Here is a 23,407-nt window from a genome sequence, read left to right on the forward strand (position 1 = left end):
GAGCACCACAGCGAGAGCCGGCACCTGGAGCACGCGGAGCACCGGGAGGCCCGGCACTGAGCACCACCGCAGGCTGAGCGCCCGGGACCGTCCTCGACGGCCCGTGCGGGGAGGGGCCCGGTCCGCCGCACGGCGGACCGGGCCCCTGGCCGTGCCGGCCGGGACGTCCGTATAGACTGGGCCGAGCCTAGGGGAGTATCCCTCAGCGCTGTGGACGTCAGCACGTCGGGTGCCACAACCCGGCCGGACGCAGCGGTCGAGCCCAGCACTGGACCGGAACGGTCCGGCGGGAACGGCGGAGAGACTTACGGCTGTCCCGTACTCGACCCCGAAAGCAGAACCATGGAAGTCTCACTCACCGTCTGGATCGTCACCATCGCGGCCATCATCGGCCTGCTGCTCTTCGACTACGTGTTCCACGTGCGCAAGGCCCACGAACCGCAGCTCAAGGAAGCCGCGATCTGGTCCGCGATCTACGTGGGCATCGCCCTCCTCTTCGGCCTGTTCGTCCTCGTCCAGTGGGGCGGCCGGTACGCCGGCGAGTACTACGCCGGGTACATCACCGAGAAGGCGCTGTCGGTCGACAACCTCTTCGTCTTCCTCATCATCATCGCGTCCTTCAAGGTCCCGCGCGAGGACCAGCAGAAGGTCCTGCTGTTCGGCATCACGTTCGCCCTGATCGCCCGCACCGCCCTGATCTTCGTGGGCGCCGGGCTGATCAACCAGTTCGCCTGGATCTTCTACCTGTTCGGCCTCATCCTGCTGCTGACGGCCGGCTCCCTGATCAAGGGCGAGCTGTCCGAGTCCGCCCACGACGAGGCGGACAACTTCATCATCCGCACCGCCAAGCGCTTCATGCACACCTCCGACGAGTACGACGGCGACAAGCTGTTCACCATGGAGAACGGCAAGAAGGTCATGACGCCGATGCTGCTCGTGATGGTGGCCATCGGCGGCACCGACGTGCTCTTCGCGCTGGACTCCATCCCCGCGATCTTCGGCCTGACCCAGCAGACCTACCTGGTGTTCACCGCCGTGGCGTTCTCCCTCATGGGCCTGCGCCAGCTCTACTTCCTCATCGACGGTCTCCTGGACCGCCTCATCTACCTCTCCTGGGGCCTGGCGATCATCCTCGGCTTCATCGGCGTCAAGCTCATCCTGCACGCCCTGCACGAGAACAACCTGGGCTTCATCAACAACGGTGAGCACGTGGAGGTCGTCGAGGTCGGCATCAGCCTCTCGCTGACCGTCATCGTGGGGGTGCTGATCATCACCGTCCTGGCCTCCCTCTACAGCCCCAAGGGCCGGGCCCTGCGCGTGCTCAACGGCCTGCAGACCGTCGCCGAGAAGTACGTGACCCTGCCGCAGGACGCCCCCGCCGGGGAGCGCCAGAAGCTGGCGGAGAAGGCCGCGAAGTACCAGCGGCAGATGCCGAAGATCTCCGACAAGCACCGCCAGGAGCTGCTCGAGTCCGAGAAGCAGTTCCACGAGCTCCTGGACCGCGCCCGCGGCAAGCACCGCGAGTTCGAGCGCACCGGGGTGGGCCCGGAGCCGGACGCCGTGCCGGCCCCGGAGGCCGAGGCCCTCTCCGGTGCCCGGGCCGAGACCCAGGAGTCGGCCGGCACCACGACCCCGGACGCCCCCCGCGGCGGCGGCAGCTCCGCCGTCTGAGCCACCCCATCCCGGTGCCCCGCGCACCGGGAGCAGGAGCCCCCGGCGCGCACCGAGCAGGTGCGCACCGGGGGCTCCGTCGTCGTGGGAGGGACCGCCGGGCGGCCCCGGCTCAGCGGCCCGTCTCGGTGATGGGCCCCACGTTGTCCACGACCACCGCGGGGAAGCCGTCCTCGTCCGAGGCCCGCAGGTCGATGCGGGCGTTGATGCCCCAGTCGTGGTGGCCGTCCGGGTCGTCGAAGACCTGCACCACGGTCCAGAACCCCGGCAGGCCCTCGGGCTGCTCGTCGATCCGGATCAGCCCCGGCCCCCTCGACTGGGGGTCCGTGTAGATGTCCTCGTGCTCGCCGAAGTACGCGTCCATGGCGTCCGCCCACCGGTCCCGGTCCCAGCCGTGCTCGCCGTCGAGGGCGCCCAGGACCTTGTCCTTCTCGTCCGCGAACAGCTCGACGCGCTGGAACAGCGCGTTGCGCACCATGACCCGGAACGCCCGCGGGTTGGACGTGATCACGGGGGGCTGCTCGTCGATGAGCTCCTCGAGGGAGTCCGCGGAGGTGCCCATGGGGGACTCCTCCCCGGCGGCCAGCTTCTCCCACTCGTCGAGCAGCGAGTTGTCGGTCTGCCGGATGAGCTCGCCCAGCCACTCCACGAGGTCCTCGAGGTCCTCCCGGAGCAGGTCCAGGGGCACGGTCTGGCGCAGCGCCTTGTAGGCGTCGGAGAGGTAGCGCAGCAGGATGCCCTCGGAGCGGGCCAGGCCGTAGAACTGCACGTAGTCGCCGAACGTCATGGCGCGCTCGTACATGTCCCGCACCACGGACTTGGGCGTCAGCTCGAACTGCGCCACCCACGGGGCGCCGGTGCGGTACGTCTCGAACGCCTGGGTCAGCAGCTCCTCGAGCGGCTTGGCGTAGCTGACGTCCTCGAGCTCCTTCATCCGCTCGTCGTAGTCGAGGCCCTCGGCCTTCATCGACGCCACGGCCTCCCCGCGGGCCTTCTTCTCCTGCATGTTCAGGACCTGGCGGGGCTTCTCCAGGGTCGCCTCGATCACGGAGACGACGTCCAGGGCGTAGCCCGGGTCCTCCCGGTCCAGCAGGGTGAGGGCGGCGAGGGCGAAGGGGGACAGCGGCTGGTTGAGGGCGAAGTTCTCCTGCAGCTCCACGGTCAGCCTCCAGGTGCGGCCCTCCTCGTCGGGCTCCGGGAGCTTCTCGACGACGCCGGCGGCGCGCAGCTCCTTGAGGATGCCGATGGCCTGCTTCAGCAGGGCGCGCTGCCGCGGCCGCGTCTCGTGGTTGTGGGTCAGCAGGTGCCACGCCGCGAGCACCGGGTCCCCGGGGCGCTGCAGGAGGTTGAGCAGCATCGAGTGGGTCACCGTGAAGGACGAGGTCAGCGGTTCCGGATCGGAGGCGACCAGGGTCTCGAACGTCGGCTTCCCCCAGGACACGAAGCCCTGCGGCGGCTTCTTCCGCACCACCTGCCGCAGCTTCTTCTGGTCGTCGCCGAACTTGGCGTGGGCCTTCTTCATGGCCTTGTTGTTCTCGATGACGTGCTCGGGCGCCTGGACCACCACGGTGCCCGCCGTGTCGTAGCCGGCGCGCCCGGCCCGGCCGGCGATCTGGTGGAACTCGCGGGCGTTGAGCCGGCGGGTGCGCTCGCCGTCGAACTTGGACAGCGCCGTGATGACCACGGTGCGGATGGGCACGTTGATGCCCACCCCCAGGGTGTCGGTGCCGCAGATGACCTTGAGCAGCCCCGTCTGGGCGAGCTGCTCCACGAGGCGGCGGTACTTGGGCAGCATCCCGGCGTGGTGGACCCCGATGCCGTGGCGGACCAGCCGGTTGAGGGTCTTGCCGAAGCCGGCCGAGAAGCGGAACCCGGCGATGAGCTCGCCGATGCGCTCCTTCTCCTCCTTGGTCAGCACGTTGACGGACATCAGGTTCTGGGCCTGGTCCATGGCCTGCAGCTGGGAGAAGTGCACCACGTAGACCGGGGCCTGGTTGGTGCTCAGCAGCTCCTCGAGGGCCTCGTGGATGGGATCCTCGGACCAGTAGTGGTGCAGCGGGATGGGCCGCTCCGCGGAGGACACCGTCGTGGTCGGGCGGCCCGTGAGCTCCGTGATCCCCTCCTCGAAGCGGGAGACGTCTCCGAGCGTGGCGCTCATGACCAGGAACTGCGCCTGGGGCAGTTCCAGCAGCGGCACCTGCCACGCCCAGCCGCGCTGCGGGTCGGAGTAGAAGTGGAACTCGTCCATCACCACGGGCCCCACGTCCGCGTCCCGGCCCTCGCGCAGGGCGACGTTGGCGAGGATCTCCGCGGTGCAGCAGATGATGGGGGCCGCGGCGTTGACCGCGGAGTCCCCGGTGACCATGCCGACGTTCTCCGCGCCGAAGATCTCCACGAGCGAGAAGAACTTCTCGGACACGAGCGCCTTGATGGGGGCGGTGTAGTACGAGCGCTGCCCGGCGGCGAGACCCGCGTAGTGCGCCGCGACGGCCACCGTGGACTTCCCGGACCCGGTCGGGGTCGCGAGGATCACGTTGGACCCGCTCGCGAACTCGAGCACGGCCTCGTCCTGGGCGGGGTAGAGCTCCATGTCCCGGGAGGCGATCCAGCCGAGGAACCCCTCGTAGACCTCGTCCCCGGACAGGGCGTTGGTGGCGAAGTCGCCGCGGTAGTACGGGTGGCCCGGGGTGCCGAGCTCGGGGGAGAGGGCTTCGAGGAGTTTCATCGTCCTCCACTGTATCGGGACGGCGCGCCCCGGCCCGTGCCGGTTCCGCGCCGCCGGGGCCCGCGCGAGGACGGCGGGGCACTGGCCGGGACGCCCCGGGTCCAGCAGACTGGCCCCATGACGCACGTCACCGACCCGATGCCCTCGGACCTGGAGATCGCCCAGGCCGCCCGGCCCCGCCCCGTGAGCGAGATCGCGGCGGCCGCCGGGATCGCCGCCGACCGCCTGGAGCCCTACGGGCGCTTCGTGGCGAAGGTCGACCCGCGCCCGGACGAGGTGTCCACCCCCGAGGAGGCCGCCGCGCGCAAGCACGCCCGCGGCGTGCGGTACGTGGTGGTCACGTCGCTGACCCCCACGCCGCTCGGCGAGGGGAAGACGGCCACGGCGGTGGGCCTGGCCCAGGGCATGGCTGCCACCGGCCGCTCCGCCGCCCTGACCCTGCGCCAGCCGTCCATGGGGCCGACGTTCGGGATCAAGGGCGGGGCGGCGGGGGCGGGGTACGCCCAGCTGCTGCCGATGGACAAGCTGAACCTGCACCTGACCGGGGACTTCCACGCCGTGACGGCCGCCCACAACCTGCTGGCGGCGATGATCGACAACCACCTGCACCACGGCAACGCCCTGGGCCTGGACGCCCGCTCGATCACGTGGCGGCGGGTCCTCGACGTCAACGACCGGGCGCTGCGCACCGTGGTGGTGGGCCTCGGCGACCACCAGGACGGTGTCCCCCGCCAGACGGGCTTCGACATCACGGCCGCGTCCGAGATGATGGTGATCCTCTCGCTCGCCACGTCCTTCGCCGACCTGCGCCGGCGCCTGGGCCGGATCGTGGTGGGCGCCACGTACGACGGCGAGCCGGTCTCCGCCGAGGACCTCAAGGCCGCCGGGTCCATGGCGGTGCTGCTGCAGGACGCCTTCCAGCCGAACCTGCTGCAGACCCTCGAGGCGACCCCGGCGCTGGTCCACGCCGGGCCGTTCGGCAACATCGCGACCGGCAACTCCTCCGTGGTCGCCGACTACGTGGCCATGGCCCACGCCGACTACGTCATCACCGAGGCCGGGTTCGGCGCGGACATGGGCCTCGAGCGCCTGGTCAACGTCAAGGCCAGGGCCTCGGGGCTGACCCCGGACGCGGCGGTGCTCGTGACCACGGTGCGGGCGCTGAAGACCCACTCCGGCCGCTACAGCGTGCGCCCGGGCAGGGCGCTGCCGGCGGAGATGCTCCAGGAGAACCCCGGGGACGTGGAGGCGGGGGCGGCGAACCTGCTCCACCACCTGGCGATCGCCCGGTCCTTCGGGATCTCCCCGGTCGTGGCGATCAACGCGTTCCCCGGGGACCACCCCTCGGAGCACGAGGCGATCCGCCGGATCGCCCGGGCGACCGGGGCGGAGGTGGCCGTGTGCACGGCGGTGTCCGAGGGCGGCGCCGGGGCGGCCGAGCTCGCCGACGCCGTGGCCGCGGCGTGCGAGCACCCGGCCGGGTACACCCCGACCTACGGGCTCACCGAGTCCCTCGAGGACAAGCTCACCGCGGTCGCCACCCGGGTCTACGGCGCGGACGGCCTCGAGATCACCCCGGCCGCGGAGCACCAGCTGGCCCGCTACGAGGAGCTCGGCTACGGGGGGCTGCCGGTCGTCATCGCCAAGACCCACCTGTCCACCACGGCGGACCCGGCCCGCAAGGGAGCGCCCACCGGGTGGTCCCTGCCCGTCCGGGAGCTGCGCGCCGCCGTGGGCGCCGGGTACCTCTACGCGATCTGCGGGACGATGCGCACCATGCCGGGACTGGGCACCTCCCCGGCGGCCGAGCGGATCGGGATCGACGACGACGGGCGCGTCACCGGTCTCTTCTGAGGCCTGCCCCTCCGGGACCGGCCTCGTCCGGGACCGGCCTCGTCGCGGACCTGCCCGGTCCGGGACCCGCCCCGTTCCCGACCCGGAGTGGACGGCTCACCGGCGGGGCAGCAGCTCCTCACCGGGGCCGTGCCGCCGCAGCATGCCCTCGGCGGGCGCCCACCACAGGACGGCCGCCCAGGCGTAGGCGGCCCCGGCCACGGCCGCCAGGTCGGTCCACAGCGACCCGGGGCCGCCGGCCCAGGACCACAGCACCCAGGACGCGGCGCCGCCGACGGCCGCCGCGGCCGGGACGACGGCGAGGGCCCAGGCGGGCTGCACCCACCCCGCCAGGAGCAGGGCACCGACCGCCAGCAGCGCCACGGCCAGCGCGGCGGCCCGCGCTCCGGCGCCGTCCGGCACGAGCCCCGGGAGCCCGGCCAGGGCCGCCACGGCCCAGACCGCCACCGCGGCCGGCACCACGAGGACCGCCCGCCCCATCTCGTCCAGGCCCTCGCGGCTCGGCACGCGCACCGCGAGCACCGCGCTCAGGCGCTCCAGGGCGAGCACGCCGAGCACCAGCAGCAGGACCGCGGCCGCGCGCCCGGACGGCACGGCCGCCCCGAGCGGGAGCAGCAGGGACAGCGCGGCCGCACCCGCGAGGGCGGACCGCCGCAGCGCGCCGCCGCGGGCGGCGCCGACCTCCGCGGCAGTGACCGCCGGGACGGCCGATCCCGCAGGCTCCCCGGAGGCGGCCCCGGTGCGAGGAGGCGGCCGCTCCCCGGCGGCGTCCCGGACGGCCGACCACCGTCGCAGCGCGCGCCGCCCCGTCCGCAGGAGGGACAGCACGAGCGCCGCGGCGACCGCCGCGAGCAGGGCGGCACCGGGCCAGGACCACGCCCGTGCCTCCGCGGCGACCGGGCCCGCGGCCGGCCACAGCCCGGCCGTCAGCGCCACGGCGACCAGGGCGGCGCGCACCGGGGTCACCACCGCGGGCACGAGCACGAGCAGGGGCTGGAGCACCAGCAGCACGACCTCCCAGACGGGGCGGGGCAGGTCCGGGGTGCCCGCCAGGGCCCGCCCCAGCACGCGCACCCCGCGCGAGGCCAGCGAGAGGCGGTGCCCCGGGGCCAGCCGGTCCAGCCCGTCGGCGCTCGCGCCGACCACCGCCCGGCCGCGGGCGGGGCAGCCGTGCCCGGCGTCGCGCAGCAGGGCGTCCTGCAGGCCGGCCACGACCGGGTCGACCGCAGTACTGCTCCCGGCCGGGGAACCGCCGGGCGCGCCCGGCGGGGTCGTCGGGAGCGTCGAGGGTGTCGGGGGAGACGCCGGAGCGGCCACTGGCAGCCCGCGCAGGAACCCGGCGACCCCGGCCGCCGCGTCGAGGCGTCCCCACCACCAGTCGTGGGCCCGCCAGTCCGCGGCCAGGAACCCCCGGAAGTTCAGCAGTCCCGCACCGGCCAGCTTGGCACCCGCCGGCATCCGCTCCTCGGCGTCCGTGAGCAGGCGGGCGAGCTCCCGGCGATCGGCCCCCGGTGCGTCGAGGGCCTGCTGGAGGCGGCTCCGGGCGAGCGCCGCCCGGAGCGCGGGGAACGCGTCCGACGCCGCGGGGGCCTGGTCGCCGCGGATCTCCCCGTAGGCCACGGGGGACACCGCGGCGGGGATCCCGGCGGCGGCCAGGAGCGGGGGCAGGTCCGCCGCGGCCGGCGCCCTGTCCCCGGCGGGGAGCCTGGACCAGGGGGACGCCTCCCAGACCGCGCGGCGGGCCGCCCGGCCGGGGACGTCGGCGTCCAGGTGCTCGTCCACCGCGGCGCGCAGGCCTCGGAGCCCGTCCACGACCGCGTCGAGCTCGGCCCAGGAGGCGTCCGCCGGCCGGTGCCCCGCGCCTGCCGCGCCGAGCCAGGGGTCCACGGCCCCGGTGAGATCGGCCGCCGGGTCCGCGACGGCGGCCAGCACGGCGTGGAAGCGCCGGTCGCGCTCGTGGCGGGCGCGCGCCAGCACCCGGTAGGCGCGCTCGCGGGCGAGGGACCGGTCGAATCCCCCGGGCGGTCCGGCCGGCCCGTCGAGGCCCAGCTCCTCCAGCACGCGCACCCAGGACAGCACGCAGGCGGCGGCGTCGAACAGGGCCTGTGCCCCGCGCAGCACCGCGGCGGCGGCGGGGTCCTCCAGCGGGCCCCGGGAGAGGGCGTCGTAGCGCCGGAGCAGCTCCGCCCGCAGCGGGTCGAGCGCACGGGGCGGCCGGGCCCGCAGGGCGTCGCGCCGGGCCAGGGTCGAGGTGAGCTGCCACTGCGCCGGGCGGGTCAGGAGGCGGGACAGCAGGTCGGCGTCGGTCCGGGCCCGGTAGCGCAGGTAGGCCCGGCGCCGCTCCTCGAGGGAGGCCTCGTCCCAGCCCCCGATCAGCGCCGCGAGCGGGTGCAGGCGGCCGCCGGCCACGAGCTGGGCGTCCAGGTAGTCGGACAGGGCCAGGACCTCGTCGTCGTCCGACTCCCGCCGCGGCAGCCGGGAGACCGTGGCGGCGAGCGTGCCCACGAGCCGCGGCAGGTCGCGCACGAAGGGCACGGCACGCTCGCGGTGGGGCGGGTCCGGGTCGAGGTACAGCAGGGCCCGGTCGGCGTGCCGCAGGGACGTCCTGGTGCGCGCGGCCTCGAGGGCCCGGTCGATGGGGATGTTGTCGAACACCCCGCCGTCGACCACGTGGTAGGGCAGTTCCGCAGGGTCGCGGTGGGCGCCGAACGCGTGGCTCAGATCCGGGCGCCCGGCCGCCGGGCCCGGGGCGCCCCGCGGCCCCGGGGTCGGGGCGGACCACACCGAGGCCGGCTCGAAGGCGCCGGGGAAGGAGGACGTCGCTCGGGCGGCGTAGGCCAGCCGGGACAGCGCGGCCGCGGCCTGCGCGGGGGCCGTGTCCCGCCCCGGGATGTCGTTGTCCAGGGACGGACCGGGGGAGCCCGGCTCCGGGGAGGAGAAGTGGAAGTCGCTGCGCCCCTCCGCCGACGCGCTGTAGGGCGAGGGGTCGCTGTCCAGGACCGTCGCGGAGAGCTCGACCGTGACGTGCTCGGCCACCAGGTCCGGGTGGTGCTCCGGGCTGCCCCGGAGCGCCAGGAGCGCCTCCAGCAGCCGTGGCCACAGGTAGTCGTCGCCGCGCAGCAGGGAGTCCACGGGGTGCCGTCCGAGCGGGCGCAGCAGCCGGCCGAGGGCGCCGTGCTCCGCCCAGATCCGGCCGAGGGCGTCCAGGTCGGAGCCCGCGCGCTGGGCCACGGCGTGCACCACGCCGTTGAGCCCGCCGGCGCTGGCCCCGGCGAGGAGGTCGATGTCCACCCTGTCGTAGCCGGCGTCCGCGAGCAGCCGCGCGTACACCGCCGCCCGCTCCTCGAGCACCGGGTCCGGGGTCTCGGCGGGGTGCAGGAGGTAGGCGTGCAGCGCTCCGCGGCCGTCCCGGTGGATCCGGATGCGGCGCAGGAGGTCCAGTTCGGCCACCGCGCCGCCGATCCACACGGCGAGGCTCACGCCGCCGCGCATCGCGAGGGCGAGGCGGAGGGTGCGGCCGAACGCCGGCGCCTGCCCGGCCGTCGCCCCGGCCAGCCCCCGGGACGGCGGCAGGACGATCAGCGGCAGGCCCGAGGGCTCACTCGACAAGGGCCGCGAACGCCCGCGCCGGCCCGGGCCGGCGGGTCAGGTCGTGCCGGAGGTCCTCGAGCGCCCCCCGCCGCTCGTGGCCGTCGTCGAGCAGCCCGGCCACGGCGTCCCGCACCTCGGCGGTCGACAGGGCGTTGGGGTCGAGCACCGTCCCGAGCCCCGCCGCCTCGAGGGCCGCCGCGCCGGCGAACTGGTCCGTGGACATCGGCAGCAGCAGCAGGGGCACCCCGGCGGTGAGCGCCTCGGTCACGCTGTTGTTCCCTCCGTGGGAGACCGCGACGCTCGCGCGGCGCAGCAGGGTGACCTGCGGCAGGGTGCCGCGCACGAGCCAGGACTCCGGGACCGGGCCCAGTTCGGCGGGCCGGGTCGCCCCGGCCGCGAGGGCGACCCGCACGTCCAGGCCGCGGAGGGCCTCCGCGACGCGGGCGAGCACGTCCCCGCGCACGGACAGGAAGCTGCCGAGGCTGATGTAGACGATCGGGCGGTCCGAGCCGGCCAGCCACGCGGCCACCTCCGGGTCCTCGGCCTCCTCCCGGACGGCCGAGCCCAGGAACGTGTGCTCGGGCAGCGCCCGGGTCCGGTGCTCGTCGTGGAGCTCGCCCGGATAGTTGAGCAGGAGGTCGTCGCCGGTCTCCGCGAAGGCGTCGCCGCTCGCCGGGGTCCCGGGGGCGATCTGCTGCAGGGCCTCGTTCCACTGCTCCGTGAACTGGTCCCGCACCGAGGAGCACAGCCGGTGCAGCGCCTCCAGCTCGGCCGGGGACGGGCGCAGCCGGCCGGGCCAGGCGGGCGGGTGCCCGTAGACCTCGTCGGCCACCGTCAGGGCCGAGGGGTGGCCCAGGACCACGTCGGCGTGCCGGATCCCGGAGCCGGTCAGGGCCAGGCGCGCCGCGAAGGCGAGGTGGTCCACGACCACCTGGTCCGGCCGGACGCGGTCCACCACGTCCTGCACCCGCCGGGCGGTGCCGAGCGGGTCCCAGAGCAGGTCCTCGCGCCGGGCCCTGGCCTGGAAGGCCAGGGTCTCCGCGGGGCCGCGGCGGGTGGCGGCGAAGAACCCGCGCAGGGCGTCGTCCTCCCCGGGGGGCTGCTCCTCGGCCCGGATGACCCCGGGGTTGGAGCCGCGGCCCAGCGGCAGGATCTCGACCTCGAAGCCGAAGCCCCGGGCGATGGCGGCGGTCGCCGGACCGGTGGCCACGACCACCCGCTCCCCGGCGTCCCGCCACGCGGTGGCCAGGGTCGCGAGGGGGAACAGGTGGGAGGCGTAGTCCGGGCTGATCACGAGCAGGGTCACGGGGTGGGGCTCCTGTCGGCCGTGTGCGCCACGGCGTCGTCGTAGACGGAGGTGAGGGCGGTCGCCATCCCCTCGATGCTGAAGCGGTCGCGGACCATGGCGCGGGCCGCGTCGGCGGTGCGCTCCGCGTCGGGGCGCGCCGCCAGGTCGAGGGCCCGGGCCACGGCCCGGGCCAGCGCGGCGGGGTCGCCGGTGTCGACGAGGACGCCGGTGACGCCGTCGGCAACGAAGGTGGCCGGCCCGCCGGCGTCGGGCGCCACGACCGGCAGCCCGGTGGCGAGGGCCTCGACCAGCGCCACGCCGAACTCCTCCTTGAGGCTCGCGCAGACGTAGACGCCGGCGGGGGAGGACAGGCCTGGCCGGCCCCGGCGCACCGCGGCGAGCCAGGCGGCCACGGTGGCGTGGGGACGGTGGCCGGCCAGAAGCAGGCCGGCGGTAGCGGCCTCGGCCCGGGGGAGGGCGGCGTCGATCCGGGTGAGCTGCTCCCGCTCGTCGGCGGAGGGGGAGACGAGGTCCCCGCCCACGACGAGGAGGTTGCAGCGGCCCCGCAGCCCGGCGTCCCGGGCCCAGGCCTCGACGAGCGTGGCCGTGCCCTTCACACGGTGCAGGCGGCCCACCGTGACCACGAGCGGCAGCCCGCGCCGGGCGGCGGGCAGGGTCGCGAGCACGGTGTCGAGCTCCGCGAGGTGCGCTCCGGCACCGGTGCGCACCTGCTGGGCGGCACGGTCCACGGGACCCAGGTCGATGCCCTCCGGCACCACCGTGCACCGCCCGGGCTCGTCCAGGTCCACGTCGAGCAGCTCGCGGGCGTCCCGGGCCAGGTCCGGGCGGGGGAAGAGCACCAGGTGCTCCGCCCGCGCCGCGAGGTGGGCGAGCAGGCGTACGCGGAACCACAGGTGCTCCACGCCGTCGGCCGCGCCGAAGCCGGCCCGGGTCAGGGTGCCGGCGCGCTCGCGGGCGGCGACGAGCGCGTGCGGATCGGGGGCCATCGTGAGCACCCACGGGATGCCGAGCTCCGCGGCCACCGCCGCGGCCGCCATCGAGCCGACGTCGGCCATGCGCAGGTGCAGCACGTCCACGGGGCCGACCCGGCGCAGTACGCGCCGCAGCCCCCGTTCCGCGGCCACCCGCCGCGGCCAGGCGTCCGCCATGTGCACCGGGGGTCCGGTGAAGGGGACGACGCCGAAGACGTGCCCCGCCCCCGTCGGACGGGCCGTCGCCGCCCGGGCCTCGTCGTGGGTGCCGCGGGACACCGTGAGCACCCGGGCGACGCCCCCGGGACCCTCCGGGGCGCTGAGGGCGTCGCCCAGCTGGGCGAGCAGCGTGGCGATCCCGCCGTTGTCCCCCCGCCCGGAGAAGGTGAGGTCCCGGTCGATCTCCGCGTGCAGGAACGGCTGCAGGACTGTGAGCCCGTCCCGGCCGGTCGCCGGGTCGGGCTCCGCAGCGTCGTGGAGGTCGGCGAGGGCGAGCCGGGCCACGGCGGCCAGTGGCCCGGCCCCGTCGGCGCACGTCCCGGCGAGGTCCGTCAGGTCAGCCACGGACTCGGCGCCGGTCTGCCGGCGCTCCACCAGGGCCTCGAGGGCGGCCCCGCGGACGTCCTGGTCCTCGCCGGGACTGCCGGCCAGGGCGCGGAGGCGCGCGGCGGGCCCGGCCCCGGGGACGAGCCCCAGGGTCTCGGCGAGCCGTGTGCGGGGACCGGAATTGACGGTTCCCGCGAGCGCGTGCTCGAGGGCGGACCCGACCGCGTCCGGTGCCGCCGGGGCCCAGGCCTGGAGGGTGCGCTGGGCCAGCATGCCGGGGAAGCCGCCGCCGGTCACGAGGTCGGCGAGCGGGGCGACGGCGCGGGGGAGGGGGGCCCGGTCGGCGAGCACCCATGCGGTGTGCTCCCGCAGCCACGGCTCGTCGTCGAGGAGCGCGGTGAGGAGCGTGTCCGCCCGGGACCCGGGCACGGAGGCGAGGGCATGGACGGCGGCGATCGCCGCGACGTGGTCGTCGCGGCGGCGGATCTCCTCCGCGAGCACGGGCAGCGCCCCGGCTGGATCCTCCCGGGCCGCCTGCAGCAGGTCGTCGGCGCGGCGGATGCCTTCGAGGATCGAGGGGGCGCGGCGGACGGCCTCGAGGGCCTCGTGCGTCGCCGCGCCGGTGCGCTCTGCGCTCGTTGACGGGGCGCGGGGCGCGGCGAAGGTCATGGGCCTCACCGTAGCCGAGGCCCGGTGCCGCGCACAGCGGGTCGCGGGGATTCTCAGGCTCCTGGGAGCCGGCGCGCCGCCCGCGCGTCGGCACGGCGGCAGAGCAGGGCGAACAGGGCGCCCGAGAGGTTGTGCCAGACCGAGAACACCGCGGCAGGCAGGGCGGCGAGGGGGTTCATGTACTGGGCGGCGAGCCCGGCGGCCAGCCCCGAGTTCTGCATGCCCACCTCCACGGCGGTGGTGCGGCGCACGGCGATCGGCTGCCGCGTCACCGCCCCCACGAGGTGGCCGAGGACCAGGCCCAGGACGTTGTGCAGGGCCACGGCCGCGAGCACGAGCAGGCCCGCCTCCACGATCCGGTCGGCGCTGCCCGAGACGACGATGGCCACGATCACGGCGATGGCCGCCACCGACACCCACGGCAGGGCGGGCAGGGCGCGCTCGACCAGGCGGGGCGCGAGCAGTCGGACGGCGAGGCCCGCGACGACGGGCAGGAGGACGATCTTGGTGATCGACCATGCCATCGCCCCGCCGTCCACCGGCAGGTACTGCCCGGCCAGCCACAGGGTGAGCAGCGGGGTCAGCAGCGGTGCGAGCAGCGTGGAGATCGAGGTCATGGCGACGGACAGGGCCACGTCGCCGCGGGCGAGGTAGGCGACCACGTTGGAGGCCGTCCCCCCGGGCGCGCAGCCCACCAGGATCACGCCCGCGGCGAGCTCCGGCGGCAGCCGCAGCAGGAACACCACGAGCAGCGCCACGAGGGGCATGATCACGTACTGGGCCGCGACGCCGAGCAGCACCGGCAGTGGCCGCTTCGCCACGAGCGCGAAGTCCACGGGCCGCAGGGTCAGGCCCATGCCGAACATGACCACGCCCAGCAGGGGGTTGATCCACCCGGACAGGCCGCTCACGGCGCCGGGGGCGAGGAAGCCCACGAGCCCGCCCGCGAGGACGAGCACGGGGAAGAGCAGGACGGCGGTGTAGGCGCCGCGGTCGGGCGCGGCGGTGACGGCCGCCGCGGGCCCGGGACCTACCACCCGCGGGCCCGCCACTCCTCGAGGTGGGGGCGCTCCGCCCCGAGCGTGGTCGGCTTCCCGTGGCCGGGGTGGACCACGGTGTCGTCCTCGAAGCGCTCGAAGACGCGCTCGGTGACGTCGTCCATCAGCTGCCGGAAGTCTTCGGGGCTGTTCGTCTTGCCCACGCCGCCGGGGAAGAGGGAGTCGCCGGAGAAGATGTGCGCCGGGCCCTGCGGGTCGCGGTAGACCAGGGCGATCGAACCGGGGGTGTGCCCGCGCAGGCCGATGACCTCGAGGTCGAAGCCGTCGAACTCCGCCGTGTCGCCGTCCTCGAAGGTCAGGTCCATGGGCACGGCGATGTCGGACTCGTCGTCGGCGCCGCACGCCGTCATGGCCTCGGAGCGGGAGCGGACCTCCTCGAGGGCGCGGACGTGGTCCCAGTGCGAGTGGGTGGTGATGATGAGCTGGAGATTGCCGTAGGCCTGCGAGCAGTCGCCGTTGCCGGCGCCCACGAGGCCGGCGATGGCCCGGGCGTCGTCGGCCGCGTCGATGAGGACCTGCGTGCCCTCGTCCTTGGACGTGAGGAGGTAGACGTTGTTGTCCATCTCGCTCACGGAGATCCGGCGAATCGTGACCTCGGAGAGGTCGGTGACCTCCGTCTTCGTTGCGATCATGAGGACGAAGGTACTCCCGACTCCTGGCACTGGCCAATCGCGGGAGCGCCGGGGCGCCGGGCGGTGTGTCCGACGGCACGGGCGCCGGGGTTGGCTTCCCCACGCCGTCCGGATAAAGTTGCGTGAGGCAACAAAACATCAGGGCATCCGGTGGTACCACGCCCGCGTCGTCGTCGACGCGGGACCCCGCGAGAAGCGGGGCGTGCGGACCGGGTGCCCCTTCGTCGTTGTCCACCCCCGTCCCCGACCTCTGAGGAACCCCGTTGCCCGTCTCCCACGACACCGCCGTGGAGCTGGTGCGCGACCTGCTCGAGCTGCAGCGCGTCATGAAGCGCGTCACCAAGACCGACGCCGGCCCGCGCCGGCTCAACCCCACGGCGATCGCCCTGCTCTACTACCTCGACGGCAACGGGCCCCGCCGGGCCACCGTGATGGCCGCCGAGACAGGTCTCGGGCCCTCGGGGCTGAGCCGCCAGCTGGCCGTCCTCGAGGAGGAGGGCCACGTGGAGCGCACCCCCGACCCCGACGACGGGCGCGCCGCGCTGGTCGCCATCACCGAACGGGGCCGGGAGCAGGTCCGGGCCGTGCTGGAGCAGGACGCCCAGCGCCTCGCCGCGCGGCTCGAGGGCTGGGACGAGGAGCAGGCCCGCACCAGCCGCGGGGCCATCAACGAGATCACCACCGTCTTCCTGGACTCCCTCGGCGTGGAGCGCACCACGTCCTGCCGGGACCAGCCGGCCCGGGACCACGCAGACCGAGAGCACGCAGACCGAGAGCACGAGGAGCACACCGCACCATGACGTCACAGCAACCGACCACCGCACCGGGCGGGGGGACCGGCGCCTCCCACCAGGAGGTCATGCGGGCGCTCACGGGGATCCTCTCGGTGTTCTTCATGGCGATGGTCACCCTCACGATCATCGGCACGGCCCTGCCCGTGATCATGGCCGACCTCGGCGGGGACCAGACGTCCTTGTCCTGGACGGTCACCGGCACCCTCCTCGCCAACGCCGCGACCACGCCCGTCTGGGGCAAGCTCGCCGACCTCTTCGACAAGAAGAAGCTGCTGCAGCTGTCCATCGTGATCTTCGTGCTCGGCTCGGCCATGGCCGGGCTGGCGCCGACCATCGAGTTCCTCATCCTGGCCCGCGTGGTCCAGGGCGTGGCCATGGGCGGGATCATGGCCCTGGCCATGACCATCATGGGCACGATCATCCCGCCCCGGGAGCGCGGCCGCTACGCCGGCTACATGGGCGCCGTCATGGCCGTGGCCACCTCCGCCGGCCCGCTGCTCGGCGGGCTCATCGTGGACCTCTTCGGCTGGCGCTGGGTGTTCCTCATCCCCGCCCCGCTGGCGGTCCTGGCGGCCGTGCTCGTCCACCGCACCCTGCACATCCCGCCGCAGGCGCCCCGGAAGGTGAGCATCGACTGGCTCGGCATCGCGCTGCTGATCATCTCGGCCTCCGCGCTGCTGCTGTGGGTGTCCCTGGCCGGGCAGCCGGGCATGTTCGAGTGGGTCTCGGCGACCTCCGCGGCCCTCGTGGCCACCGCGCTCGTGGGCTCCGTGCTGTTCGTGCTCGTGGAGCAGCGCGCCGCCGAGCCGGTGCTGCCCATCCGCGTGGTCACCGAGCGCACCACCGCGCTGGCCATCCTCGCGGCCATCGCCACCGGCGCCGCCATGTTCGCCTCGACCACCTACCTCGGCCAGTACTTCCAGCTGGGCCAGGGCTTCAGCCCCACCATGGCCGGGATGCTCATGCTCCCGCAGGTGTTCGGCTCCCTCGTGGGCGCCACGGTCGCCGGGCAGCTGATCACCCGCTACGGGCGGTGGAAGATCATCCTGGTGGTCGCCGCCGTGCTGATGTCCACGGGCCTGTTCCTCGCCGCCACGCTCACGCACGACACCGCCCTGTGGGCCGTGAGCGTCTTCATCTTCCTCGTGGGCCTGGGCATCGGCGCTCTGAACCAGAACCTGGTCCTGGCGGTGCAGAACACCGTGGGGCTCAAGGACATGGGCGCGGCGTCCTCCTCGGTCGCGTTCTTCCGCACCATGGGCGGCGCCGTGGCGGTCGCCGTGTTCGGCGCCCTCATGAGCTCCCACCTGGCCCGGCAGCTCGCCGAGAGCACCCGGGCCCGCGGCGGGGACCCCGCCGCGGTGGACAGCTCCACGATGGATCTGGAGTCGCTGCCCGCCTCCGTCGAGGGCGTGGTGCGCGAGGCCTACGGCACGGGCACCGGTCTCGTCTTCCTGGTCGCCGCCGTCGCGTCCCTCGTGACCCTGCTCGCGGTGCTCCTCATCAAGGAGGTGCCGCTGCGGCGCACCGTGGACATCGTGGAGGTGGACCCCGCCACGGGCCGGCTGAAGGTCGTCACCCGCACCCTCGACGCCCGCGAGGTCCGCCGCCGGCAGCAGGAGTCCGCGGCCGGTGCGCACGCCGAGGAGACCGGTCCGGGCGCGGACGGCGCCACCGGCGGAGCGGCCCGGGACCGGGTCCGCGAGGACACCTCCACCGGCCCCGTGGACCGGGTGTGAACCCGCCCACGGACCCGGCCCCGATGTCCGGGCCCGGTACTAGAGTGGAAGGCGTGTCTGAGCCGATCCCCACGTCCACCCTGGTCCTGAACCCGTCGACCGATTCCTCCGAAGCCCTCGACGGGCCGGTGATCGCCGCCGGCGCCCGGAGCGCCCGCCGGTCCGACCTCACCGAGATCGTGGTGCAGGGCGCGCGCGAGCACAACCTCGACAACGTCTCGCTGACCGTGCCGCGGGACGCCATGGTCGTGTTCACGGGGCTCTCCGGCTCCGGGAAGTCGTCGCTGGCCTTCGACACGATCTTCGCCGAGGGCCAGCGCCGCTACGTCGAGTCCCTGTCCTCCTACGCCCGGATGTTCCTGGGCCGGGTGGACAAGCCGGACGTCGACTTCATCGAGGGCCTGTCCCCCGCGGTGTCCATCGACCAGAAGTCCACCTCCCGCAACCCGCGCTCCACCGTGGGCACGATCACCGAGATCTACGACTACATGCGCCTGCTGTGGGCGCGTGTCGGCCACCCGCACTGCCCCGAGTGCGGCGAGGCGATCAAGAAGCAGACCCCGCAGCAGATCGTGGACCAGCTCCTCGAGATGCCGGAGACGACCCGCTTCCAGGTGCTCGCGCCCGTGGTGCGCGAGCGCAAGGGCGAGTTCGTGGACCTCTTCCAGGAGCTCTCCGCGAAGGGCTTCTCCCGCGCCACCGTGGACGGCGAGACGGTCCAGCTCTCGGACCCGCCCAAGCTCAAGAAGCAGTACAAGCACACGATCGAGGTGGTCGTGGACCGGCTCGTGGTCAAGGAGGGCATCCGCCAGCGCCTGACCGACTCCGTCGAGACGGCGCTGGGCCTCGCCGAGGGGCGCGTCGTCGTCGAGCTCGTGCCCCGCTCGGACGAGGAGATCGCCCACCCGCTGGAGCTGCGCCGCCCGTTCTCCGAGAACCTCGCCTGCCCCAACGAGCACCCCCTGCAGGCCGACGAGATCGAGCCCCGCTCCTTCTCCTTCAACGCCCCGTTCGGCGCGTGCCCGGAGTGCGACGGCATCGGCTCGCGGCTCGAGGTCGACGAGGAGCTCGTGGTCCCCAACCCGGACCTCTCCCTCGTGGAGGGCGCGATCGCCCCGTGGTCGCTCGGCAAGGCCACGAGCGAGTACTGGAACCGCCTGCTCGCCGGCCTGGGCCAGGAGCTCGGCTTCGACCTGGTCACCCCGTGGGGGAAGCTGCCCGCCAAGGCGCGCAAGGCGATCCTCGAGGGCAAGGACTACCAGGTCACCGTGGCCTACCGGAACCGGTTCGGCCGGGAGCGCCGCTACACCCAGGGCTTCGAGGGCGTGATCGGCTACATCAAGCGCAAGCACGCGGAGACGGAGTCGGACAACGCCAAGGACCGCTACGAGCAGTACATGCGCCAGGTGGCGTGCCCGGCCTGCGACGGCGCCCGGCTGAACCCGACCATGCTCGCCGTGACCGTGGGCGGGAAGAACATCGCCGAGACCACCCGCATGCCCATGCGGGACGCCCACGCGTTCTTCCGGGACCTGGAGCTCAGCACCCGCGAGACGAAGATCGGCGAGCAGGTGCTCAAGGAGATCCAGGCGCGCCTGACGTTCCTCGTGGACGTGGGCCTGGACTACCTCAACCTGGAGCGCGCCGCCGCGACGCTGTCCGGCGGCGAGGCCCAGCGCATCCGCCTGGCCACCCAGATCGGGGCCGGGCTCGTGGGCGTGCTCTACGTCCTGGACGAGCCCTCGATCGGCCTGCACCAGCGGGACAACCGCCGGCTCATCGGGACCCTCACCAAGCTGCGGGACATGGGCAACACCCTGATCGTCGTCGAGCACGACGAGGACACCATCCGCGAGGCCGACTGGATCGTGGACGTCGGCCCCGGCGCCGGCGAGCGCGGCGGGCGCGTGGTGCACTCCGGGACCTACGCGGAGCTCCTCGCCAACGAGGAGTCCATCACGGCCGACTACCTCTCCGGCCGCCGGGCCATCCGGGTGCCGGCGCAGCGCCGGGCGATCGACCGCAAGCGGATGCTCAAGGTGGTGGGCGCGCGGGAGAACAACCTGCGCGGCATCGACGTCGCCTTCCCGCTCGGGGTGCTGACCGCGGTGACCGGGGTGTCCGGGTCCGGGAAGTCCACGCTGGTCAACGACATCCTCTACACGGCGCTGGCCAACAAGCTCAACGGGGCCAAGCAGGTCCCCGGCCGGCACAAGCGGATCGACGGCGTGGACCAGCTCGACAAGGTGGTGCACGTGGACCAGAGCCCGATCGGGCGGACCCCACGCTCCAACCCCGCCACGTACACGGGCGTGTTCGACCACATCCGCAAGCTCTTCGCCGAGACCCCGGAGGCGAAGGTGCGCGGCTACCAGGCCGGCCGGTTCTCCTTCAACGTCAAGGGCGGGCGCTGCGAGGCGTGCTCGGGCGACGGCACGATCAAGATCGAGATGAACTTCCTGCCGGACGTCTACGTCCCGTGCGAGGTGTGCAAGGGCGCCCGGTACAACCGGGAGACCCTCGAGGTGCACTACAAGGGCAAGACCATCGCCGAGGTCCTGGAGATGCCCATCGAGGAGGCCGCCGAGTTCTTCAAGGCGTTCGGCCCGATCGCCCGGCACCTCAACACCCTCGTGGACGTCGGCCTCGGCTACGTCCGCCTGGGCCAGCCCGCCACGACCCTGTCCGGCGGTGAGGCCCAACGCGTGAAGCTCGGCGCGGAGCTGCAGAAGCGCTCCAACGGCCGCTCCATCTACGTGCTGGACGAGCCCACCACCGGCCTGCACTTCGAGGACATCCGCAAGCTGCTGCTCGTGCTGCAGGGGCTCGTGGACAAGGGCAACACGGTGATGACCATCGAGCACAACCTGGACGTCATCAAGTCCGCCGACTGGATCGTGGACCTCGGCCCGGACGGCGGCTCCGGCGGCGGGCAGGTCGTGGCCGAGGGCACCCCCGAGCAGGTGGCCCGGAACACGAACAGCCACACCGGCCGGTTCCTGGCGGAGGTGCTCGCCGAGCGCCCCGTCCCGGCGGGGGCCGCCCGATGACCGCCCCCGTGGTGCTCTGGGACCTCGACGGCACCCTCCTGGACCCTGCCGGGGCGATCACCGGCGGCATCGCGCGGGCCCTGGCCGAGCACGGCCACGCCGTGCCCGAGGACCTGCGCCGGTTCGTGGGCCCGCCCGTGGGCTTCTCCCTGCGGACCTTCACCGACGTCCCGGAGGAGGACATCCCGGCGGTGGTCGCCACCTACCGGGCCCGCTACCGCACCGAGGGGCTCGCGCAGACCCGGATCTACCCGGGGGTGGAGGAGCTCCTGGAGCGCCTGCACGGGGCCGGCGTGCGGATGGCCGTGGCCACCCAGAAGCCCGAGCCCACCGCCGAGCTCGCCGTCGAGCGGTTCGGCCTCACCCGGTGGTTCGAGACCGTCTCGGGGGCCGCCGACGACGCCGCGGCCGCCCCGCGCGACGGACTGGCCCACGACAAGCCCGCCATCATCGGGGAGGCCCTGCGCCGGCTCGGCGTGACCGCCCCGGACCCCGCGCGCACGGTCATGATCGGGGACCGCCGCTACGACGCCGAGGGCGCGCTCGCCCACGGGATCGACTGCCTGGGCGTCGCCTGGGGCTTCGCCGACGAGGACGAGCTGGGGACCGGCTTCGCCGCCGTGGCCCGGGACGCCGCCGAGCTCGGGGAGCTCCTGGCCCGGTACACCGCCCCGGCCCCGACCGGCAGCTGAGGGGACCGGACCGTGGCCGATCCGGAGAGCTACCGCCCCGCCCGCCAGGACATCCCGACCGCCCCGGGGGTCTACCGCTTCCGCGACGAGTACGGGCGCGTGGTCTACGTGGGCAAGGCCAAGAACCTGCGCAACCGGCTGAGCTCCTACTTCGCGCCCCCGCACGCCCTGAGCCCCAAGACCCGCGCCATGGTCACCACCGCGGCCGGGGTCGAGTGGACCGTGGTGGGCAGCGAGCTGGAGTCCCTGCAGCTCGAGTACACGTGGATCAAGGAGATCAAGCCCCGGTTCAACATCGCCTATCGGGACGACAAGTCCTACCCCTACCTCGCCGTCACGATGGCCGAGTCCGTGCCGCGGGCCCAGGTGGTCCGGGGGGAGAAGAAGAAGGGCAACCGCTACTTCGGCCCCTACTCCCAGGCCTGGGCGATCCGCGAGACCCTCGACGCCCTGCTGCGGGTGTTCCCCGTGCGCACCTGCTCGAAGGGCGTCTACCGGCGCGCCGAGCAGTCCGGGCGCCCGTGCCTGCTGGGCTACATCGACAAGTGCTCCGCCCCGTGCGTGGGGCGGATCTCCGAGGAGGACCACTACGCCCTCGCGGAGGACCTGTGCCGGTTCATGGCCGGGCACGCGACCCCGTTCATCAAGGAGCTGCAGCGGCAGATGCAGGAGGCCGCCGCGGCCATGGACTTCGAAACCGCGGCCGCGCGCCGGGACGACATCGCCGCCCTGGAGAAGGCCTTCGAGCGCAACGCCGTGGTGCTCTCCGACAGCACCGACGCCGACTTCTTCGCGCTCGCCGAGGACGAGCTGGAGGCCGCCGTCCAGGTCTTCCACGTCCGGGGCGGCCGGATCCGCGGCCAGCGCGGCTGGGTCACCGAGAAGGTCGAGGAGGCCGACGGCGGACGCCTGCTGGAGCAGCTGCTCGAGCAGGTCTACGGCGACACCGCCGCGGACGCCGCCGAGAGCGCCCACGCCGCCGCGCCCCCGTCCTCGGGCGGATCGAAGCACCGGCCCTCCGCGGAGCTCGCCTACCGGGAGGACGCCATCCCGCGCACCGTGCTGCTCTCCGAGCCCGCCGACAGCACCGACCGGCTCGAGGAGTGGCTCTCGGGGCTGCGCGGATCGCGCGTGACGATCGCCGTGCCGCAGCGCGGGGAGAAGGCGCACCTGATGGAGACGGTGCAGGAGAACGCCCGGCAGGCACTGAAGCTGCACAAGTCCCGGCGGGCCGGCGACATCACCACCCGCTCCGCGTCCCTGCAGGAGCTGCAGGAGGCCCTCGACATCCCCGTGCCGCTGATGCGCATCGAGTGCTACGACATCTCGCACGTGCAGGGGACCAACGTCGTCGCCTCCATGGTCGTCTTCGAGGACGGGCTGCCCAAGAAGTCGGACTACCGGAAGTTCTCGGTCACCGGCGAGGCCGCCCGGGACGACACCGCGTCCATGCACGACGTCATCTCCCGGCGCTTCCGCCGCCACCTCGAGGAGCAGGCCGAGCGGGAGGCCGCCGGGCCGCGCACCGGGCAGGTGGACGCCGGAACCGAGGCCCCCGAGCGGGCGCGCTTCGCGTATCCGCCCAGCCTGGTGGTGGTCGACGGCGGGCCCCCGCAGGTCGCCGCCGCCGCCCGGGCGCTGCGCGAGCTCGGGATCGACGACGTCCACGTGGTGGGCCTGGCCAAGCGGCTCGAGGAGGTGTGGGTGCCGGACGACGAGTTCCCCGTGATCCTGCCGCGCGCGAGCCAGGGCCTCTACCTCCTCCAGCGGATCCGCGACGAGGCCCACCGCTTCGCCATCACCTTCCACCGCAAGAAGCGCTCCTCCGCCATGACGGTCTCCGTGCTCGACGAGCTGCCCGGGGTGGGCCCCGCCAAGCAGAAGGCCCTGCTCAAGCACTTCGGCTCCGTCAAGAAGCTCCGGGCGGCCCGGGTCGAGGAGCTGGAGCAGGTCCCCGGCTTCGGGCGGACCCTCGCCGAGAAGGTGGCCGCCGCGCTGCAGGCCTCCGACGACACCACCGCCCCGGCGGTCAACATGACCACCGGTGAGGTGCTGTCCTGAGCCCGGGCGCGCCGCCGGGGTCACGGCGGGGCCCCGCCGACTTCG

General features: G+C 74.1%; 13 protein-coding genes. 7 read left to right on the forward strand and 6 right to left on the reverse strand.

The features are described 5' to 3' along the window. Positions 1-342: 342 nt before the first annotated feature. Positions 343-1,671, forward strand: coding sequence for a TerC family protein (locus ACZ2G1_RS01895; RefSeq protein ID WP_017832823.1), 1,329 nt, complete (start codon positions 343-345; stop codon positions 1,669-1,671). Between the two features lie 112 nt (positions 1,672-1,783). Here ACZ2G1_RS01895 and ACZ2G1_RS01900 read toward each other — a convergent pair whose 3' ends face one another. Beyond that, on the reverse strand, positions 1,784-4,396 hold the full coding sequence (locus ACZ2G1_RS01900) for a DEAD/DEAH box helicase (RefSeq protein WP_017832822.1): 2,613 nt from the start codon (positions 4,394-4,396) through the stop codon (positions 1,784-1,786). Positions 4,397-4,513: 117 nt separating this feature from the next. Between ACZ2G1_RS01900 and ACZ2G1_RS01905 the strand changes: the two genes are divergently transcribed. Next, positions 4,514-6,250, forward strand: a complete 1,737-nt coding sequence (locus tag ACZ2G1_RS01905; RefSeq protein WP_470377396.1) for a formate--tetrahydrofolate ligase — start codon at positions 4,514-4,516, stop codon at positions 6,248-6,250. Positions 6,251-6,346: 96 nt separating this feature from the next. Here ACZ2G1_RS01905 and ACZ2G1_RS01910 read toward each other — a convergent pair whose 3' ends face one another. The 5 genes from ACZ2G1_RS01910 to ACZ2G1_RS01930 are packed head-to-tail and all read right to left on the reverse strand — an operon-like array spanning position 6,347 to position 15,026. Beyond that, positions 6,347-9,859 (reverse strand): DUF3376 domain-containing protein, encoded by a 3,513-nt coding sequence (locus ACZ2G1_RS01910; protein ID WP_470377397.1) that lies wholly within the window; start codon positions 9,857-9,859, stop codon positions 6,347-6,349. After that, the gene (locus tag ACZ2G1_RS01915) at positions 9,849-11,147 is read right to left on the reverse strand and encodes a glycosyltransferase (protein ID WP_426119221.1); all 1,299 of its coding nucleotides are present in this window, start codon (positions 11,145-11,147) and stop codon (positions 9,849-9,851) included. Before ACZ2G1_RS01915 ends, ACZ2G1_RS01910 begins: the two co-directional genes overlap by 11 nt. Next, the gene (locus ACZ2G1_RS01920; RefSeq protein WP_426119223.1) at positions 11,144-13,336 is read right to left on the reverse strand and encodes a glycosyltransferase; all 2,193 of its coding nucleotides are present in this window, start codon (positions 13,334-13,336) and stop codon (positions 11,144-11,146) included. The genes ACZ2G1_RS01915 and ACZ2G1_RS01920 overlap by 4 nt, the downstream gene beginning before the upstream one ends. 53 nt (positions 13,337-13,389) lie before the next feature. After that, positions 13,390-14,373 (reverse strand): bile acid:sodium symporter family protein, encoded by a 984-nt coding sequence (locus tag ACZ2G1_RS01925; protein WP_043738780.1) that lies wholly within the window; start codon positions 14,371-14,373, stop codon positions 13,390-13,392. Continuing rightward, complete coding sequence (locus ACZ2G1_RS01930) at positions 14,367-15,026, reverse strand: MBL fold metallo-hydrolase (protein WP_017832815.1); 660 nt, start codon at positions 15,024-15,026, stop codon at positions 14,367-14,369. Before ACZ2G1_RS01930 ends, ACZ2G1_RS01925 begins: the two co-directional genes overlap by 7 nt. A gap of 263 nt (positions 15,027-15,289) precedes the next feature. On the opposite strand from ACZ2G1_RS01930, the gene ACZ2G1_RS01935 reads away from it, so the two are divergent. Genes ACZ2G1_RS01935 through uvrC form a run of 5 tightly spaced genes read left to right on the forward strand, consistent with a single transcriptional unit; the run spans position 15,290 to position 23,362 of the window. Continuing rightward, positions 15,290-15,826, forward strand: a complete 537-nt coding sequence (locus ACZ2G1_RS01935) for a MarR family winged helix-turn-helix transcriptional regulator (RefSeq protein ID WP_470377398.1) — start codon at positions 15,290-15,292, stop codon at positions 15,824-15,826. Continuing rightward, positions 15,823-17,559 (forward strand): MDR family MFS transporter, encoded by a 1,737-nt coding sequence (locus ACZ2G1_RS01940; protein WP_470377399.1) that lies wholly within the window; start codon positions 15,823-15,825, stop codon positions 17,557-17,559. Before ACZ2G1_RS01935 ends, ACZ2G1_RS01940 begins: the two co-directional genes overlap by 4 nt. Before the next feature lie 44 nt (positions 17,560-17,603). After that, complete coding sequence (gene uvrA, locus ACZ2G1_RS01945) at positions 17,604-20,609, forward strand: excinuclease ABC subunit UvrA (RefSeq protein WP_017832812.1); 3,006 nt, start codon at positions 17,604-17,606, stop codon at positions 20,607-20,609. Then, positions 20,606-21,301 carry an HAD hydrolase-like protein gene (locus tag ACZ2G1_RS01950; RefSeq protein WP_229586527.1) on the forward strand — a complete coding sequence of 232 codons (696 nt, stop codon included), beginning with the start codon at positions 20,606-20,608 and terminating at the stop codon, positions 21,299-21,301. The genes uvrA and ACZ2G1_RS01950 overlap by 4 nt, the downstream gene beginning before the upstream one ends. Positions 21,302-21,313: 12 nt before the next feature. Beyond that, positions 21,314-23,362: an excinuclease ABC subunit UvrC gene (uvrC, locus tag ACZ2G1_RS01955; protein WP_470377400.1), complete on the forward strand. Its 2,049-nt coding sequence runs from the start codon at positions 21,314-21,316 to the stop codon at positions 23,360-23,362. The last annotated feature ends 45 nt before the right edge of the window (positions 23,363-23,407 follow it).

The sequence above is a fragment of the Kocuria sp. KKT182 genome, assembly GCF_055635395.1.

Bases quoted from the DNA above. Each gene is read 5' to 3' on its own strand.
- ACZ2G1_RS01950 (WP_229586527.1), top strand. From the start codon at position 20,606: ATGACCGCCCCCGTGGTGCTCTGGGACCTCGACGGCACCCTCCTGGAC.
- ACZ2G1_RS01905 (WP_470377396.1), top strand. From the start codon at position 4,514: ATGACGCACGTCACCGACCCGATGCCCTCGGACCTGGAGATCGCCCAG.
- ACZ2G1_RS01895 (WP_017832823.1), top strand. From the start codon at position 343: ATGGAAGTCTCACTCACCGTCTGGATCGTCACCATCGCGGCCATCATC.
- ACZ2G1_RS01940 (WP_470377399.1), top strand. From the start codon at position 15,823: ATGACGTCACAGCAACCGACCACCGCACCGGGCGGGGGGACCGGCGCC.
- ACZ2G1_RS01900 (WP_017832822.1), bottom strand. From the start codon at position 4,396: ATGAAACTCCTCGAAGCCCTCTCCCCCGAGCTCGGCACCCCGGGCCAC.
- ACZ2G1_RS01920 (WP_426119223.1), bottom strand. From the start codon at position 13,336: ATGACCTTCGCCGCGCCCCGCGCCCCGTCAACGAGCGCAGAGCGCACC.
- ACZ2G1_RS01930 (WP_017832815.1), bottom strand. From the start codon at position 15,026: ATGATCGCAACGAAGACGGAGGTCACCGACCTCTCCGAGGTCACGATT.